Source organism: Streptomyces fructofermentans (assembly GCF_014651055.1).
Taxonomy (GTDB): Bacteria; Actinomycetota; Actinomycetes; order Streptomycetales; family Streptomycetaceae; genus Streptomyces; species Streptomyces fructofermentans.
The window spans coordinates 263,758-280,806 of record NZ_BMWD01000005.1 but is presented as its reverse complement, the minus strand read 5'-3'; the positions used below and the strand labels follow the sequence as shown (position 1 = coordinate 280,806).

Annotated in this window: 13 protein-coding genes; 4 read left to right on the top strand and 9 right to left on the bottom strand. The window is 74.1% G+C overall.

Annotated features, from left to right (window positions below; genetic code table 11):
* Positions 1-67 precede the first annotated feature (67 nt).
* Positions 68-319, bottom strand: a complete 252-nt coding sequence (locus IE265_RS09860; RefSeq protein WP_190035040.1) for a helix-turn-helix domain-containing protein — start codon at positions 317-319, stop codon at positions 68-70.
* 257 nt (positions 320-576) lie between these two features.
* Here IE265_RS09860 and IE265_RS09855 point away from each other — a divergent pair, with 257 nt between their 5' ends.
* Entirely contained in the window at positions 577-1,101 is a 525-nt protein-coding gene (locus IE265_RS09855; RefSeq protein ID WP_190035039.1) for a GNAT family N-acetyltransferase, read from the top strand.
* A 19-nt stretch (positions 1,102-1,120) separates the two neighbouring features.
* Here IE265_RS09855 and ggt read toward each other — a convergent pair whose 3' ends face one another.
* The gene (ggt, locus tag IE265_RS09850) at positions 1,121-2,941 is read right to left on the bottom strand and encodes a gamma-glutamyltransferase (protein WP_190035038.1); all 1,821 of its coding nucleotides are present in this window, start codon (positions 2,939-2,941) and stop codon (positions 1,121-1,123) included.
* Between the two features lie 104 nt (positions 2,942-3,045).
* Here ggt and IE265_RS09845 point away from each other — a divergent pair, with 104 nt between their 5' ends.
* A complete protein-coding gene (locus tag IE265_RS09845; RefSeq protein WP_190035037.1) occupies positions 3,046-3,798 on the top strand; it encodes a hypothetical protein in 753 nt (250 codons plus the stop codon).
* Positions 3,799-3,911: 113 nt separating this feature from the next.
* Positions 3,912-5,477 (top strand): alpha/beta fold hydrolase, encoded by a 1,566-nt coding sequence (locus tag IE265_RS09840; RefSeq protein WP_190035036.1) that lies wholly within the window; start codon positions 3,912-3,914, stop codon positions 5,475-5,477.
* Positions 5,478-5,710: 233 nt separating this feature from the next.
* Here IE265_RS09840 and IE265_RS09835 read toward each other — a convergent pair whose 3' ends face one another.
* On the bottom strand, positions 5,711-6,454 hold the full coding sequence (locus IE265_RS09835; RefSeq protein ID WP_190035035.1) for an amino acid ABC transporter ATP-binding protein: 744 nt from the start codon (positions 6,452-6,454) through the stop codon (positions 5,711-5,713).
* Between the two features lie 127 nt (positions 6,455-6,581).
* On the bottom strand, positions 6,582-7,022 hold the full coding sequence (locus IE265_RS09830) for a DUF6278 family protein (RefSeq protein WP_190035034.1): 441 nt from the start codon (positions 7,020-7,022) through the stop codon (positions 6,582-6,584).
* A 190-nt stretch (positions 7,023-7,212) separates the two neighbouring features.
* Here IE265_RS09830 and IE265_RS09825 point away from each other — a divergent pair, with 190 nt between their 5' ends.
* Positions 7,213-8,973: an SGNH/GDSL hydrolase family protein gene (locus IE265_RS09825; RefSeq protein ID WP_190035033.1), complete on the top strand. Its 1,761-nt coding sequence runs from the start codon at positions 7,213-7,215 to the stop codon at positions 8,971-8,973.
* A gap of 3 nt (positions 8,974-8,976) precedes the next feature.
* Here IE265_RS09825 and IE265_RS09820 read toward each other — a convergent pair whose 3' ends face one another.
* The 5 genes from IE265_RS09820 to IE265_RS39465 all read right to left on the bottom strand — a co-directional run bounded on the left by IE265_RS09820 (position 8,977) and on the right by IE265_RS39465 (position 16,474).
* Positions 8,977-9,756, bottom strand: coding sequence for an exodeoxyribonuclease III (locus tag IE265_RS09820; protein ID WP_190035032.1), 780 nt, complete (start codon positions 9,754-9,756; stop codon positions 8,977-8,979).
* 61 nt (positions 9,757-9,817) lie between these two features.
* Positions 9,818-10,453, bottom strand: a complete 636-nt coding sequence (locus tag IE265_RS09815; protein ID WP_190035031.1) for an MBL fold metallo-hydrolase — start codon at positions 10,451-10,453, stop codon at positions 9,818-9,820.
* A gap of 237 nt (positions 10,454-10,690) precedes the next feature.
* Entirely contained in the window at positions 10,691-11,989 is a 1,299-nt protein-coding gene (pcaDC, locus tag IE265_RS09810; protein ID WP_190035030.1) for a bifunctional 3-oxoadipate enol-lactonase/4-carboxymuconolactone decarboxylase PcaDC, read from the bottom strand.
* 246 nt (positions 11,990-12,235) lie between these two features.
* A complete protein-coding gene (locus tag IE265_RS09805; protein ID WP_190035029.1) occupies positions 12,236-13,633 on the bottom strand; it encodes a sulfite oxidase in 1,398 nt (465 codons plus the stop codon).
* Between the two features lie 621 nt (positions 13,634-14,254).
* Entirely contained in the window at positions 14,255-16,474 is a 2,220-nt protein-coding gene (locus tag IE265_RS39465) for an SWIM zinc finger family protein (RefSeq protein WP_190035028.1), read from the bottom strand.
* Positions 16,475-17,049: the final 575 nt, after the last annotated feature.

The window sequence follows — 17,049 nt, the reverse complement described above, 5'->3', positions numbered from 1 at the left end:
CGCAGAGTGCGGTCACCCACCCGGAACGTGACGTGGGCGACGCCCGATCGACATGGCGCCGCCTCCGTCACACCCCTGCAAGGGCGCACCGCCCCGCGATCTCGTCCATGGAGAGCCCGAGCACCCGCGCCAGGGCCGCGACCGTGAAGAAGGCCGGGGTGGGCGCGCGACCGGTCTCGATCTTGCGGAGCGTCTCGGCGGAGAGGCCCGCGTGCGCGGCGATCTCCGCCATGCTGCGGCCGCCGCGCGCCTCGCGGAGCAGCCTTCCCAGCCGCTCGCCGCGTTCTCGCTCTTCCGGGGTCAGCGGGGTTCGCACCATCCACCCACCCTAGTCCCGCCGACCGGTGCGGGAACAGGCGGAGCGAGACCGCTTCGGCCGCCGGGCCGTGGCTCGTCGGCGGCGGCACGGGCGGCTCGCGCGCCGACCCGCAGGGCCGGACCGTCCGCACGAGCGTCGGGCGCCGCGCGGAAGCCGGGCGTCACGCGTCCCTCCCGGACGGACCGGCGGCCCGTCACGGATACGGGCCCGCGCCTTCGTACCGTCCGCCGAGCCCGCGGTCCGTGCCAGGATTCGGCATGCACCTCACCATCGGCACCCCCGCCGACGCCGACGCGGTCGCGGCCCTGCACACGGCGAGTTGGCGCAGCGCCTACGCGGCCCTGATGCCCTCCGCGTACCTGGACGGACCGCTGAGCGACGACCATCTCGCCAAGTGGCGTACACGCACGGCCGATCCGTCCCCCGACCGGATCCTGCTGCTGGCCCGGGAGGCCGGCGGGCTGCTCGGGTTCATCCATCTCGCGGTCGCGCCGGACGGCCGGGTCCACGTGGACAACCTGCACGTCCGCCCGCGGCGTGTCGGCACCGGAGTGGGCCGCGCCCTGCTGCGGCGGGGCTTCGCCTGGGCGGCGGCCCACCGGCCGGGGCACGACGTCTTCCTGGAGGTCCTCGTCGGGAACGACCGCGCGATCGCGTTCTACGAGCGCGCGGGCGGCGTCCGTACGGCCGAGCGCGCGGTCCGGCCGGCGGAGGGCCTGGAACTGGACGAGTTGGAGTACACGTGGTCGGGGGCGGCGGTCGGTGCTCTCGCGCGGCACTGAGCCGCCGCCCACGGGTCGCTCAGGGTGCGGGCCGCACCACCATCGCCGAGCCGCCGCCCCGGCGCACGGTCTCCGCCGCCGCCAGCCACCGGCCGTCCGGGAGGCGCTGGACCCCGGTGGCCGCGCCGATCTCCGGGTTCTGCCGGAAGCCGTGCCCGATGGCTTCGAGTTCCGCCCTCGTCGGGCTGTTCCAGAGGCCCGGTTCGAGTTCGGTGGTCGTCTGGTTGCGCTGGCTCGCGCGCGGGGCGGCGATCGCGTCGACGAGGGGCAGACCCCGGTCGACGAAGCCCGTCAGCGTCTGGAGCACGGTCGTGATGATCGTGGCGCCACCGGGCGAACCCAGCGCCAGGAGGGGCCGGTCGTGCCGGTCGAGCACGATCGTCGGGGACATCGACGAGCGCGGGCGCTTGCCGGGCCCGGGCAGGTTCGGGTCGGGGACGGACGGGCTCGCGGGCGCGAAGGAGAAGTCCGTCAGCTCGTTGTTGAGCAGGAAGCCGCGGTCCGGGACGGTGATGCCGCTGCCGCCGGTCTGCTCGATGGTGAGGGTGTACGAGACGACGTTGCCCCACTTGTCGGCGGTCGTCAGATGGGTGGTGTCCTCGCCCTCGTAGGTGGTGGGGGCGGCCGGGCCCGCGGCGGGGCACGCCGCAGGGTCGCGCGGGTCGCCGGGCGCCAGCGGACTCGTGAGCACCGCGTCGTCCTTGATCAGGCACTCGCGCGCGTCCGCGTACCGCTGCGAAAGGAGTTCGCGGGTCGGGACGTCCTCGAAGGCCGGGTCGCCCACCCAGCGCCCGCGGTCGGCGAACGCGATCCGGCTCGCCTCGATGAAGCGGTGCAGGTACCGCGCCTCGGTGCTGCCGGCGAGATCGGTGCTCTCCAGGATGTTGAGGGCCTCCCCGACCGTCGTGCCGCCGGAGGAGGAAGGGGCCATGGAGTGGACGGCCAGGCCCCGGTACGAGGTCCTGGTCGGGGCCTGCCGCTTCGCCGTGTACCTCGCCAGGTCCCTCAGCGTCAGGTCGCCGGGCCGGGCCCGGTAGCCCGAACCCGGGTCCACCGGGGGCTTGTTGACCGTCGCGACGATCTCCTCGGCCAATCGCCCGCGGTACAGGGCGCCGGTACCCTTGCGGCCCAGTTCCCCGTAGGTGCGGGCCAGGTCGGGGTTCTTGAACGTGGAGCCGACCACGGGGAGTTCGCCGCCCGGCAGGAACAGCTCCGCGGTGTCGGGGAAGTTCCTGAAGCGCGCCTCGTTGGCCTGGGTCTGCGAGCGGAACGTCGCGTCGACGGTGAACCCGTCGCGCGCGAGCCGTTCGGCGGGCTTCAGCAGTGTCCCGAGCGGCTTGCTGCCCCAACTGTCGAGCGCGGCACGCCAGGTGGCGGGTGTCCCGGGGGTGCCCACGGCCAGACCGCTGGTGACGGCGTCCGCGAAGGGGATCGGCTGCCCGTTCTCCAGGAAGAGCCCGGGGCCCGCCGTCAGGGGTGCCGTCTCGCGCCCGTCGATCGTGCGCACGGTACGGGACCGGGCGTCGTAGTGGACGAAGTAGCCGCCCCCGCCGATGCCGGCGGAGTAGGGCTCGGTGACTCCGAGCGCGGCGGCGGTGGCCACGGCCGCGTCGACCGCGTTGCCGCCCTTGCGGAGGATCTCGACACCGGCGGCCGACGCGTCCGCGTCGACGCTCGCCACGGCCCCGCCGTAGCCGACGGCGACGGGCGTCTTCGCCACCGGGCCCGGACCCGCGCCGGGACCCGATCCGGCTCCGGGCGGAGGCGCCGCGGCCCCCACCGACACCACCGCGGCCGCCACCGCGGCCGCGGTCAGACTCCGTGCGAACGAGCGCCTCATCCGTACCTCCAGTCAACGGCCGTCAGCGCAGCGTAACTTCCGCATCCCGGTCACGTCAGGCCCCTCTCGAACACGGGTGCGCGCGCCCGATAGCATGCGCGCCCATGAATGACGACGTGCGCAACATCGTCCTCGGCATGCTCGCCGCCGCCCTCAGCGGCGCCCTCGGCTGGCTCGCCCGTACATACCTGTGGAGGCGCAAACTGCGCCGCAAGCAGGCCTTCTTCGGGCTGCCCGCCAACTCCGAGTCCCTCCTGGTGGTCAATCGCGAGGCGGGCGGCCCCGAGTTGACGGTGATGCGCCACGACGTCTTCGCGCTGCTCGAACTCTCCGCCCTGATCAAGGACTGCGGCGCCCACGCCCAGGTCGTCGCCCACGACACGACCCAGCAGGGCTTCGGGGAGCGCACGGAGTTCTGCGTCGGCGGCCCGGCCTCGAACCGTCGCATGGCCGCGCACCTGCAGTCGCTGCTGCCCGGCGTCCGCGTCAACGTCGACGCCGAACCGGGCCCGGACCGGGGCGCCTTCCAGATAGGCAGCGAGCGCTACCGGCTGGAGTCCGGGCAGGGCGAGTACGTGATCCTCGCCCGGCTGACCGCGGGCAGCGCGGCCAGACCCGTCTTCCTCTTCTGCGGCCAGCGCGCGATAACCAACCAGGCCGCCACCCGCTACCTGGCCCGCAACCACGAACGGCTGGCCCGCAAGCACGGCAGGAACACCTTCGTCCTGCTGCTGAAGGTCGTGAACTCGCAGGCCTACGGGCCGGACGTGGTGGAACTGGTCGCGGAGGTCACCCGCGTCGCGCAGACCCCGCTGCCCACCCCGCCGGCCAAGAAGTCGTCCTCGCGCGCCTCCTGAGGTCCACCAGCATTCAACAATCGTTACTCCCGCGTAACTTACCGACGGGTTACCTACGGTAAGAAGCCGCGGTTACCGTCGGGTCACTTCTGCATTTCCACGAAGGAGTGACCGTGGGACACCCGCGCAAGGCCCTGCGCACGACCACCGCGGGCGCCGTCTCGGCGACCCTGATGGCCGGCTGCGCGCTCGGGCTCGCCCCCGCCGCCCATGCCACGAGCGGAGGCATCCGCTTCGTCGACATCACGGGCGACGGCGGCACCGTCCTCAAGGCCAACGTCGTCACACCCGCCGGCGACTCCCGCACCACCCACCCGCTTCTCGTGCTCCCCACGAGTTGGGCCACACCCCAGGCCCAGTACCTCGCCCAGGCACGCAGGCTCGCCGACTCGGGGTACGTCGTGGTGACGTACAACGTCCGCGGCTTCTGGCAGTCGGGCGGGGAGATCGAGGTGGCGGGACCGCCCGACATCGCCGACGCCTCCCGGGTCATCGACTGGGCGCTCGCCAACACCCCGGCCGACCCGGAGCACATCGGGATGGCCGGCATGTCGTACGGCGCGGGGATCAGCCTGCTGACCGCCGCCCACGACAGGCGCGTCCGCGCGGTCGCCGCACTGAGCGGCTGGGGCGACCTGATCGACTCCATCTACTCCGGCCGCACCCAGCACGTCCAGGCCGGCGCGCTCCTCAACGGCACGGGCCTGCTCACTGGCCGCCCCGGCCCCGAGATCCAGGCCATCTTCAAGGACTTCTTCGCCTCCGACCTGTCCAGGGAGGAGGAGTTGATCGCCTGGGGGAAGAAACGTTCCCCCTCGATGTACGTGGACCAGCTCAACAGCAACGGCACGGCGGTCATGCTCGCCAACGCCTGGGGCGACACGATCTTCCCGCCGAACCAGTACACCCGGTTCTACGAGCGCCTGACCGGCCCGAAGCGGCTCGCGTACCGGCCCGGCGACCACGCCACGGCCGAGATCACCGGACTGCTGGGGGTCCCCAACGACGTGTGGACGGACACGCACCGCTGGTTCGACCACCATCTGCGGGGCGAGGACAACGGCGTCGACCGCGAGCAGCCGGTCCGGATCAAGTCCCGTTCCACGGGCGACTACGAGGCGTACCCGGACTGGAAGTCGGTCGGGGCGACCCGCACCAAGATCTCCCTCGACGGCTCCCCCACGATCCGGGCGAACGTCAACTCGGGGGCGGACGGCGGGATCGTCGTACTGTCCAGCCTCCTCGACCAGTTCACCCGGGTGCCGCCCATGGCGTCGATACCGCTGCTGCCGCGCCGGTACGCCGCCGTGTGGCGGTCGGAGAAATACCCCGGCGTCCGGCGGGTGCGCGGTACGGCGGAGATGCACACGACGGTCACCGCGACCAAGGAGAGCGGCACCCTCGTCGCGTATCTCTACGACGTGGGTCCGCTCGGCCTCGGCAAGCTGGTCAGCCACGCGCCGTACACCTTCCACGGGCAGACGCCCGGAAAGCCGTTCGGCGTCGACCTGGAACTGTTCTCCACGGCCTACGACGTACCGGCGGGCCACCGTCTGGCCCTGGTCGTCGACACGGTCGACCCGCTCTACATCGAGCACAACCCGACCGGCGCGCAGCTGACCTTCTCCTCGCCCGCGGCCGACCCGTCGTACGTGTCGGTACCGCTGCGCGAGCAGTGATCACCGGCTGCTGCCGGGCGGGCCATAGCCCCTCGCCGCCGCGTGCCCGGCAGCAGCGTCCCTGGTCCGGCCGGGACGGTGTCCACGACCCTCGTCACCACGAGAACGAACGACACATCGTAGTCGAGGTTCCCCGCGGCCCCGCTCCCGGTCCGGCGGATGCCTGCCCGCCCGGGCGCCGGGCCGGGCGCGGACACACACGTGCCGTGCGCATCGTCGCGGCGCTCCCCCGCTCAGTGCTTCAGGATCTTCGACAGGAAGTCCTTGGCCCGGTCGCTGCGGGGGTTGGTGAAGAACTCGTCCGGGGAACGGTCCTCGACGATCCGGCCGTCCGCCATGAACACCACCCGGTTGGCGGCCGAGCGCGCGAAGCCCATCTCGTGGGTGACGACGACCATCGTCATCCCGTCGCGCGCGAGCTGCCGCATGACCTCGAGAACCTCGTTGATCATCTCCGGGTCGAGAGCCGACGTCGGCTCGTCGAAGAGCATGACCTTGGGGTCCATCGCGAGAGCCCGGGCGATCGCCACACGCTGCTGCTGGCCGCCCGAGAGCTGGGCGGGGTACTTGTCCGCCTGCGAGGCGACACCCACGCGGTCGAGGAGTTCGTGCGCGCGCTTCTCGGCCTGGTCGCGCTTGCGGCCGCGGACCTTGACCTGCCCGAGGGAGACGTTCTGCAGGACCGTCTTGTGCGCGAAGAGGTTGAAGGACTGGAAGACCATGCCCACTTCGGAGCGCAGCCTCGCGAGGTCCCTGCCCTCGTCCGGCAGGGGCTGACCGTCGAGTCTGATCTCGCCGGACTGGATCGGCTCCAGGCGGTTGATGGCCCTGCACAGGGTGGACTTCCCGGACCCCGAGGGGCCGATGACCACGACCACCTCCCCCCGGCCGACGGTGAGGTCGATGTCCCGCAGGACATGCAGTTCCCCGAAGTACTTGTTGACGTCACGCAGCTCGATCAACGGATCGACGGCCATGCCCAGCCCTACCCACTCTCAGCCGTGTCGCGGTTCCCGAAAGCTATCCGTGGGCAGGGGCGACGGGCATCCGACACGCACTTTTCGGGCATAAGCCGTATTTAACGTGCCGGCTCGGGCCACGGCCTCACGATTCGGCGACTTCCGCGTACAACTGGGAGAGTTCGGGGGCACCGCTGGAGGCCCAGGCCTGGCCCGAGGCCACCACGTCGATCTCCCGGCCCGACACGAGCCGGACGACCGGCTGGCCGTTGGGCCACAGCTCCCACAACGCGCCGGGCACCGTGCGCACGATGACCGAACCGAGGTAGAGACCGGCGTCGTTGCCCAGCCAGGGCAGACTCTCCTCGTCGTCGCGCCAGCGCGGCAGCAGTTGGTCGAGCTCCTCCAACGAGGCCGGGGAGTCGTCGAGTTCGAGTCCGGCCAGTTGCGCCTGGGAGCGCAGGAGTTCGCACTCGGAGAGAAGTTCGGCCACCCCCGCCTGATCGCTCTCGCTGTCCGTGAACACGGCGACTCCCCTGGCGGAGCCCCGCTTCTTGCGCCAGTTGGCCAGGAAAGGGATGTTCATACACCCAGCCTGTCATCCATATCGCCCGGTGCACCACAGGGCACGCGGAAGCCTGTTCCCGCCACGTTCGTACGGAGTTCGCGCGCGGCTCATTGACGAGTCCCTGCCGTCTCCTTAGCTTCACGGTGCAACTGTCACCTCGTCCGTGAGTGTCCGTGAGCTGTTCCGAAGTGGTGGGGAGGAGTCGGTGGTGCGCCGACGTGCATGGGGTACTGCTGTCGCTCTCGCGCTGCTCTCGGTGGCGGTCCCCGCGACCGCCGCCCGGGCCGCCCCCGGGGCACGGCCCGGGCCGCCGCCCCTGGAGCGGCTCTTCGACAACACGGCCGTGAGCGACGACGCACGGCCCGGCGAGGCGGACTTCGACGGATCGGGCGGCTCCCTCTCGGCGCAGGACCTGGCCGCCGCGGGCTGGACACCCGGGGCCACGCCGACCGTCCAGGGCGCCCGGCTGGCCTGGCCCCGCCGGGCCGCGGGCACCCCCGACAACGTCCGCGCCGACGGCCAGTCCGTCCGGGTGCGCGGACGCGGCGACGCGCTGGCCTTCCTCGTGGCCGCCACGGGCGGCGCCGAGGCCAGCGGATCGGGCACGGTCCGGTACGCCGACGGCTCGCGCTCCGCCTACCGGCTGGCCGCGCCCGACTGGCGCGGGGGTCCGCTCGCCACGAAGGCGGTGGCACTCCCGCACATCAACACCCCCGCCGGCCAACTCACCGAGAAGGCACGGCTGTACGTGGTGACCGTGCCGCTCCGAAAGAGCCGCGAGGTGGCCTCCGTGGAGCTGCCGCGCGACGGCGACCTGCATGTGTTCGCCCTCTCGGTACGCGCCGACTCCGCGGGCTGGACCGGGAGTTGGGCGGCCTCGACCTCGGGGTACACGGCGGTCGGGCCGTGGCGCGACCAGACACTGCGCCTGGTGGTGCACACCTCGGCGGGCGGGCCGAGGGTGCGGATCAGGCTCGACAACACCTTCGCGGCGGCGCCCGTACGCGTCGGCGCGGCCACGGTGGCCGTGCAGGCGTCCGGGGCGAGCCCGCGGAGCGCTCCCGTGCCGCTGTCCTTCCGCGGTCGGAAAGGCACCGAAATCCCCGCGGGGGCACAGGCGTTCAGCGATCCGCTGCGCTTCGACGTCCCCCCGGACACCAACCTGCTCGTGAGCGTCCATCTGCCGGGGACGGTGACGGCGGCGCCCGTGCACAGCCTGGCCCTCCAGCAGTCGTACGTCAGCGTGGCGGGAGACCACACCGCGGACGGCACCCCGGACGCGTACACCTCGACCATCACCTCCTGGCCGCTGCTGACCGGTGTGGACGTGAGGGGCGGACCCGGCTCCGTCGTCCTGCTCGGCGACTCGATCACCGACGGGGAGAAGTCGGGACGCGACGCGAACCGGCGCTGGCCCGACCTCCTCGCCGACCGGCTCGCGCACCAGGACACCGTCCCGCGCTACGGCGTCCTCAACCACGGCATCTCGGCGAACCGCGTGGTCACCGACCGCTACCCGGGCGACGGCGTGTCCACCGACACGGGAGGTGTGAGCGCGCTGCACCGCCTCGACCGGGACGTCCTCGCCCAGACCTCGGCGCGTACCGCCGTCGTCTTCGAGGGGGTCAACGACGTCCGCTGGGGCGCGGACGCCGATCAGGTCGTGGCGGGGCTGCGGGAGATCGCCGACCGGGCGCGCGCCCGCGGACTGCGGGTCCTCGTGGCGACGATCGCGCCCTGCGAGGGCGAGGCAAGGTGCACGGCCGCGGCGGACGCGCAGCGCTCCGAGGTCAACGCGTGGATCCGCTCCGGCGCCGCGTTCGACGGCGTGCTCGACTTCGATGCCGTGCTCCGGGACCCCGCGCATCCGGCGCGGATGCTTCCCGCGTACGACAGCGGGGACCATCTGCACCCCTCGGAGGCGGGGCTCGCCGCGCTGGCCGAGTCCGTCGACCTCGGCCTGCTGTAGCGCCTACACGTCCAGGTCCACCACGACCGGCGCGTGGTCGGACGCGCCCTTGCCCTTGCGCTCCTCACGGTCCACGTAGGCGTCGGAGACGGCCTTCGCGAACGGCTCGTTGCCGTAGACGAGGTCGATGCGCATCCCGCGGTTCTTGGGGAAGCCGAGCTGGCGGTAGTCCCAGTACGTGTACGGGCGGTCGTACTTGAGGGGGCGCGGGACCACGTCCTGGAGGCCGGTCCCGCGCAGCGAGGCCAGCGCGGCCCGCTCGGCCGGCGTCACGTGCGTGTGGCCCTCGAAGGCGGCCACGTCGTAGACGTCCTCGTCGGTCGGGGCCACGTTGTAGTCGCCGAGCACCGCGAACGGACGGCCGCCGCCCGCGTCGCCCGCGACCGCCGCCTTCAGCGCCTCGAACCACTGGAGCTTGTACGCGTAGTGGGCGTGCTCCACCTCGCGGCCGTTCGGCACGTACACCGACCAGACGCGGACCGGGCCGCAGGTCGCGGAGACGGCCCGGGGCTCCTCCACGCCCTCGTACCCGGGGTCGCCGGGCAGGCCCTTGACCACGTCCTCCAGGCCGACACGGGAGACCACCGCCACGCCGTTCCACCGTCCCGTGGCGTGCACGGCCGCCTCGTAGCCCAGCTCGCGCAGCTGCTCCGTCGGGAACTGCTCGGCTGCGACCTTCGCCTCCTGGAGGCACAGCACGTCCGTGCCGCTGCTCTCCAGCCAGGCCAGCAGCCTGGGGAGGCGGGCGGTGATCGAGTTCACGTTCCAGGTGGCGATGCGCATGCACCACAACTTACCGGGCGGGTCCGACAATGCTCACCGGACGCCGCTCACCTGCGGGAACTCACAGGACGGCGCTCTCGCCCGGGGCGAGCCGCAGATGCTCCGCACCGCCCAGCGCGCCGATCTGCCGGTCGTAGATCGGCCGCGCGAGATCGGTCAGCAGCGCGTCGTGGACGTCGTACGCGCGCTGCGGCCGCACCTCGCGGACGTAGTCGATGACCTCGGAGATCTTGTTCCACGGGGCCATCACGGGAAGCATCAGCGTCTCGACGGGCACGCCGGGGACCGTGAGGGCGTCACCGGGGTGGAAGACCCTGCCGCCGTCCACGAGGTAACCGACGTTCGTGACCCTGGGGATGTCGGGGTGGATGACGGCGTGCAGCTCGCCGTGGACCTGGACGTCGAAGCCCGCCGCAGTGAAGGTGTCGCCGTGGCCGACGGTGTGCACGCGGCCGGGGAAGGCCGCGGAGATCTGGTCGGCGACGGACTTCAGCGTCCAGATCTCCGCACCCGGCTCCGCCGCGAGAGCGGCCCTCAGGTGCTCCTCGTCGAAGTGGTCGGCGTGCTCGTGCGTGATCAGGACGGCGTCCGCGCCGACTGCGGCGTCGCCCTCACTGAACGCCCCGGGATCGATGACCAGAGTGCGGCCGTCCTTCTCCAGGCGGACGCAGGCGTGCGACTTCTTCGTGAGCTTCATGCCTTCCATCCTGCCTCCGCGCCCCCGTGCGGGCTCGCGCGGGGGCGCGGAGGCAGGCTCGCGCGCGGGGGCGCCCGGACGGGCTCCCGCGAGGGGTGCGAGGCCGGGCTCGGCGCGCGGGGTGCGGGGCGCTGCGGGGCGGGCCTCCGCGGGCTCGGCGGGCTGGCTGGCTCGGCGGGCTGGCTGGCTGGCTGGCTGGCTGGCTGGCTGCCGCGGCCGTGCCGGGTCCGGTGCCGGTCACTCGTGAGGCGTGGTCTCCTCGCGGATCACCTGCTGGGCCACCCGGAAGGCGCTGTTCGCCGCCGGTACGCCGCAGTAGACGGCCGCCTGGAGGAGCACCTCCTTGATCTCGACCGGCGTGAGCCCGTTGCGCAGGGCCGCCCGTACGTGGAAGGCGAGTTCCTCCAAGTGCCCGCCCGCGACGAGGGCGGTGAGCGTGACACAGCTGCGCGAGCGCCGGTCGAGGCCGGGCCGGTCCCAGATCTCGCCCCACGCGTAGCGGGTGACGAACTCCTGGAAGTCCCCGGAGAACTCGTCCGCCTGGGACAGCGCCCGGTCCACGTGCGCGTCGCCGAGCACCTCGCGCCTGACCTTGATGCCCACGTCGTACGCGTCGGGCCTGCCGGCCAGCGCCTCCGGCTGCGGGGCGGGGGCGATCTCGGCGAGGGGCGACATCTGCGGGGGCACGGTCGAGGCGCGGTGGGCCGCGGGTGCCACGACCGCCATCCGCCCGCTGGTCGTGTCGAAGGAGGGCTGCGACCAGGCTGTCGAGAAGTGCCGTACCAGCAGGTCGGTGACCGCGGCGGGCTGCTCCACGGGGACCAGGTGCGAGGCGCCCGGCACCACCGCGAGACGCGCGTCCGGTATGCCGGCGACCAGGGTCCGGGCCTCGGCGGGACCGGTGACCTCGTCGTCGGAGCCGACCAGGACCAGCGTCGGTACGCCGATCCGGCCCAGCTCCGCCCGGATGTCGAACGAGGCGAGCGCCTCGCAGGCCGCGATGTAGCAGCCCGGGTCCGTGGTGCGCACCATCTGCACGGCCCACTCGGTGATCGCGGGCTGCGCGGCGGCGAAGCCGCCCGTGAACCAGCGCTCGGGGGACGTGCGCGCGATGGGGTCCAGTCCGTTCGTACGGACGACGACACCGCGCCTGCGGAACTCGTCGGCCGAGCCGAAGCGCGGCGAGGCGGCGATCAGTGTCAGCGAGGCGAGGCGGTCGGGGCGGCGCAGTGCGAGTTCGGCGCCGATCGCGCCGCCGAGGGCGCAGCCCGCGTACCCGAACCGCTGGACACCGAGCCCGTCCAGCGTGGCGAGCAGCCGCTCGGCGAGGTCGGCCACGGAACCGGCCGGATGCGCGGGCGCGCCGCCGTGGCCCGGCAGGTCGAATCGGAACACCCGCCACTGCTCCGCCAGCTCCGGAACCTGCCGGTCCCACATGTGCCAGGTCGTCCCGAGCGACGGTCCGAGGATCAGCACGGGAGCGTCTTCCGGGCCGTCGAAGCGGAATTGCAGGGTGTTCGGTGGTGTCTCACTCACCCGTCCGACCCTCTCACGCATCGCGGCGTCCCACACAGCCGGGGCGAACCCGGCGGCACGCGTCCCGGCCGTCACGGCAGGTCCGGCACGGCACGGCCCCGGGGTCCGGACATCTGTTCCCCGGATGCGCCGGCGTGCGCGCCGGTCCAAGTCCCGCCGGGCGGCCTCCCGTCGGGACACCGCCCGGACCCTCGGGACACCGCCCGGACCCCGGCGGCAGCGAAGACCCCACGTGGTGGTGGCAGGTCACACGACGCGCACCGGGTGCCGCACCACCGCGTCGAAGAGGTAGCCCTGCGTGTTGTGGACGGTGGTCTCCGGCTGGACGCGACCCGTCGTGTCGGTGGCCCGCGCGAGCAGTGTGTACGCCCCCGGTGCCGCCGGGCGCCAAGGGGCCGACCAGCGCACCCAGTCGGCGCGGCGCGGGGTGTCGTGCAGTCGCGCGCGGTGCCAGGTGCCGCCGCCGTCGGTGCTGACCTCGACCCGCGCGACGGTACCCGCGCCCGACCAGGAGCGACCGGTGAGGCGGTGCTCGGCGGCGGCCTCCAGGCTCGCGTTCCAGGGGAGTTCGAAGGCGCTCTTCAGCGTCTGGCGGGTCAGCGGGGCGCCGCCGCCCTCGGGGTGCGCGGGGCCGAACAGACGGTAGAAGTCGGTGTTCCACGGCGAGAACAGCGGCTCGGCCGACACCTCGATGTCGCCGACCCACTTGACCGATGCGATGCCGATCCACGACGGCACGAGGACGCGGACGGGGGCGCCGTGGTCCGGCGGGAGGGGTTCGCCGTTCATCCCGTACGCGAGGAGCACGTCGTCCAGCGCCTTCGACAGGGGCAGGGGGCGGCGGACGCGGCCGAGGTTCGTGCCGTCCGCGGTGACGTAGTCGGCGTCCAGGCCCCTCGGCATGACGTCCACGGCACCGCGGCCCAGACCGGCGCGGCGCAGTACGTCGCCGAGCCGTACACCGTGCCAGCGCGCCGAACCGATCGCGCCCAGCGTCCACGCCGTGCCGGACACGGTCTGCCCCTGCTGCGTCGTGAAGAAGCTGCGGCCGTTGCCCGCGCATTCGACGACGGCGCTGCGCGTGACGGCGGGGAGCCGTTTGAGGTCGTCGAGCGTCAACTCGACGCTGCGCCCGCCCCTGAGGCCGTCGCCCCAGATGGTGAGGCTCCAGTCGCTCGCGTCCAGGACGGGGGTGGAGGTGTGGTTCCGCACGAAGAAGCGGTCCACGGGTGTGTGGTGCCCGGTGCCCGCCAGCGCCTCGAACCTCGTCTCCGCGTTGGTCCCGCGTGCGGTGAACCAGGCGTCGGGCAGCGGCTTGACGATGCCCGGGACCACCGCGGCCGCCTGCGCGGACGCGCCGGTCGGTGCGACGGCCGGAGCGGCTGCCGGGACGCCTCCCGCCGAGGACGCGAGTGCCGGGCCCGCGGTGGCGGCCAGGCCCGCCGTGGACAGTCCCGCCGCGGCGAGCAGGCGCAGCAGGTCACGGCGGTCGACCCCGTCGGCCCTGGCCTCACCCGCGAGCCACTGCCGCAGTCTGCGACGGTCGTACGCGGCTTCACCGGCATCGGCACCGGCATCGGCACCGCTGCGGGAAGTGGTGGGGGACGCGGTGGGAGAGATGGTGGGGACAGCTCGACGAGGCATGGGCGGACTCCTGCTTCCGGGGAGGCGCACGGGCGGTGCGCGGGAGGGCGCGACCCGGCGACCCGGGGCGCGGAGCGGGGAAGGCGCGAACGTACGCGTGGTCACAGCCGTGAAACGGTCACCGACGGCGCGTACGGCGTATGCCGTGCACCGCGACGGAAGCCGTGTGTGCGGGAAGGATCAACAACAGCCGTGCGGCGTACGCACGCGGAACCGCGGGACCGGGCGGCACAGGCTGAGGACCATGGAGGTCATCGTACGAGCCGACCGCCCGACGCGCCGGGAAATCAACGCAGTCAAGGCAGTTGGGGCCGGCGTCTCCCGGCCGGCGGAACCCGCGCGGCCGGCCGGCCGCGACCTCGGACGCCCGACCCGGGTGGACCTGGGCGCCCGGACCTGGGGGTCCGGACCTCGGGGCCCGGACCTGGGGGCTCATGCACCCGACCCGGGTGGACCCGGCCGGCACTCCCTGGCGTGGGCGCCGCGGCGGGTGTGGGAACGGGTCGCGGACGCGGTGCGGACACAGGTACGGACACGGGTGCGGGCGTCGACGGCCGACCGGCCGTCGGCGGGCCCGAACGCGCCGGGCAGACAGCCACGCGCCGGGGCGGCAGCCGGTGTTCAGAAGTCCGTGGGCGAGCCCAGACCCGTGAGCGCGCCGACCGGGTCGAGGTCGGGCGTGCCCCGGGGCCACCAGTCGTCATGGCCGGGCTCCGACTCGTACGCGTACCAGAGGCCGTCCTGGCCCAGCCGGATCTGCAGGTGCCCGCGGGGGTGGGTGAGGTGGTTGTGCCAGGGCCTGAAGGCGGGCAGGTCCGCGGCCAGCAGGAGCGGCCTTGCCCGGTCGAAACGGCCCGCGGGCGGGTCCCACGGCTCTTCGAGGACGGCGAGCCCTTCGAGGCCGCCCTGGCGCCAGGCGGCGACCGCGCGCGCGAGGTCCGCCGGAGTGCGGCCCGCGGCGGCGGCGAGTGACGCGTAGAGCGCGCGGGTGGCGGCGGTGAGGCCGGAGCCCGGACGGCCGGCCGCGAGTCGGACGGCGTCCTGCCACACGGTGAGTTCGGCGACCGGGTCGCGTCCTGTCGTGAGCAGCGCGTGCGCCCGGGCCGCCGCGTCGGTGGCCAACTGGTCCAGGGCGAAGGGGTCGGGGCCGCCCGGGGCCGCCGGATAGGCCGGAGGCTGCTCCGGGTGCGCGGGCGGCGGCAGGGGTGCCGGAAGGGGTGGCAGGGTGCGGGGGGCGAGGGCGTGGCGGGCCCATACACCGGGGAGCGCCGACTCCTCGGCGGTACGCGCCGAACGCGCGGCCAGTGTCGCGTTGCGCCGGGACAGCGCGTCGAGGAGCTCGCGCTCGCCGCGCCCGCGCAGCAGCAGGAGGACGAAGGGGTCCTCGTCCAGCAGGCGTGCCGTCTGGTAGCACAGGGCCGCGGCGTGCTTGCAGGGGTGTCCGGAGTCGGGGCAGCTGCACTGCGGGACGAGGTCGCCCGGCCCGGGCAGCAGGCCCACTCCGCTGTCCGCGAGCGACTGCGGGAGATTCCTGTCGAGCAACGCGGCGATGTTCGCGGGCCGTTCGGCGGCGGCGTCGAGGAAGCGGTCCCAGTCCCCGTCCGTGAGGGTCCTCGTCCGGATCTGCACCCGGTAGGGCCGCGGTCGGCTCCCGTGCACATAGGCGAGTACGAGCCCGGGCGTGACGGTGATGGCGTCCACGTGCCCCGTGCCCGCGTACACCTTGCCGCGCTCCAGACGGGCCGCGTCCAGTGCCGTCTCCTCCAGCGCGGCCACCCAGGCGTTCCCCCACCAGGTCTCGGCGAAGGCGTCCGTCCCGTGCGGCCGTGCCGGCAACGCCGGGAACGTACGCCGCAGTTCGCCGTCCCGGGTCGGCGCCGCCATGGAACGGGCGGGCGCCCCGACGGCCCGCCGCGCGGCACCTGGGCCGGAGGCGGGGTCGAGATCGAAGCCAGGGTCGGGGCCGGGGTCTGCTTCGGCGCCCGCACGGGGCTCGGAGCCGGCTCCGGAGCGGACGGGCGGGAAAGGGTCCGGGCCCGGCGCCGAGCCCGCCGCACGCGTGGCGACGGACTCGGGCCCTGACTCGGACACGGGCTCGGACACGGCCGGGGCCTGGGGCGCGGCCGGGGACTCGGAAGATCCGGACTCGGAGGCGGGCTCCTGGCCCCGTATCGACTTCGGCGCCGTCTGCGGTGCGGTCCGCGATGGTGCGTGTGTCGCGTCCGGGCGGACCCGGCGGGCTGCCTCCTCGATACGGACCTCGTCGTCCGCACGGACCTCGTCGTCCGCGCGGATCGCGTCGCCCGCACGGATCGCGTCCCCGAGGCGGATCGCCTCCCCGGCGCGGGCCGTGTCTCCGGTGCGGGCCCCGACCCCGGGGCCGGACGACGGCTCGAAGGCTCCGCCCAGGCGGTCGGCAAGGTCCCTGACCTGTGCCGCCGCGCGGCGGTTCGCGGTCGCCGCCGGGCTGTCGGACTCCGGACCGCCGGAACGGCTGCGGCGCCCGGCTTCCCGGCCCCGGGCGGCCGACCGCTCCTCCGCGGCACGGGTCCGCGCGATGCGCAGGGCCTCGCGGGCCGCGTCGCCGGGCCGCGGGCCTCCGGGAACCTGCCGGGCTCCGGCGGCCGACGGGACCTCTTCCCGTTCCCCTTCCCCGCGCGGGGCGGAAAAGCGCGGATCCGACGGGTCGGTCGAGGGCGCCCCGTGGCCAGGCCCGGAACCACGGGTCCCCTCGGCGCGCTCCCCCGCACCCGCACTCGTACCTGCTGCTGCTCCCGCTGCTGCGGGGCCGTCGTTCGAGGGCCCGTCCGCGCGCCCGGCCGCCTCCGGCTCGCCAGGCATCCCCGGCGCACCCGGTGTGTGCGGGGCAGCCGACGAGTGCGGGGCTGTGCGGGAGGCCGCGCGCCGCAGCGCCTCGCGTGCCCGGTCGCCCGGCCGGGACGCGTGCGGCCCGGCCGACCTGGCCGGGGCAGGCTCGGTGCCCCCCGGCTTCCGCCGGGGAGTGGCCGTCCGCTGATCGGAGGGGTCGGCGTCCGCGCTCCGCGGTCCGTCCGCCGACGCCCCCGCCGGATCGCCGCGCCGCGCCGCGCGCAGGGCGCGCCGGGCAACGTCGGCCGGGCGGGGAGCACCGGTGTCCGTGGCACCGCCAGTGACCCCGTCCGCGTCACCGGCTGCCCCGGCGTCGGCGGGGTCGCCCACGCCGCCGGGGTCGCCCTCGAAACCGGCGGCCGGTGGGTCCTCGGTGGACGCGTCCGCGGCCGGCGGGCCGTCCCGGCCCTCCCGACCGGGCTCGCGGGGCGGGAGCGAGCTTCGGTCAGGAACGGTTGCGTCGCCGCCCGGGGTCCGCGCGGGCCGGTCGGGCGTGCTCCCTGGGGCGGACGGATGCTCGTCGGCTCCCTCCGCCGTGTCCGGGCGAT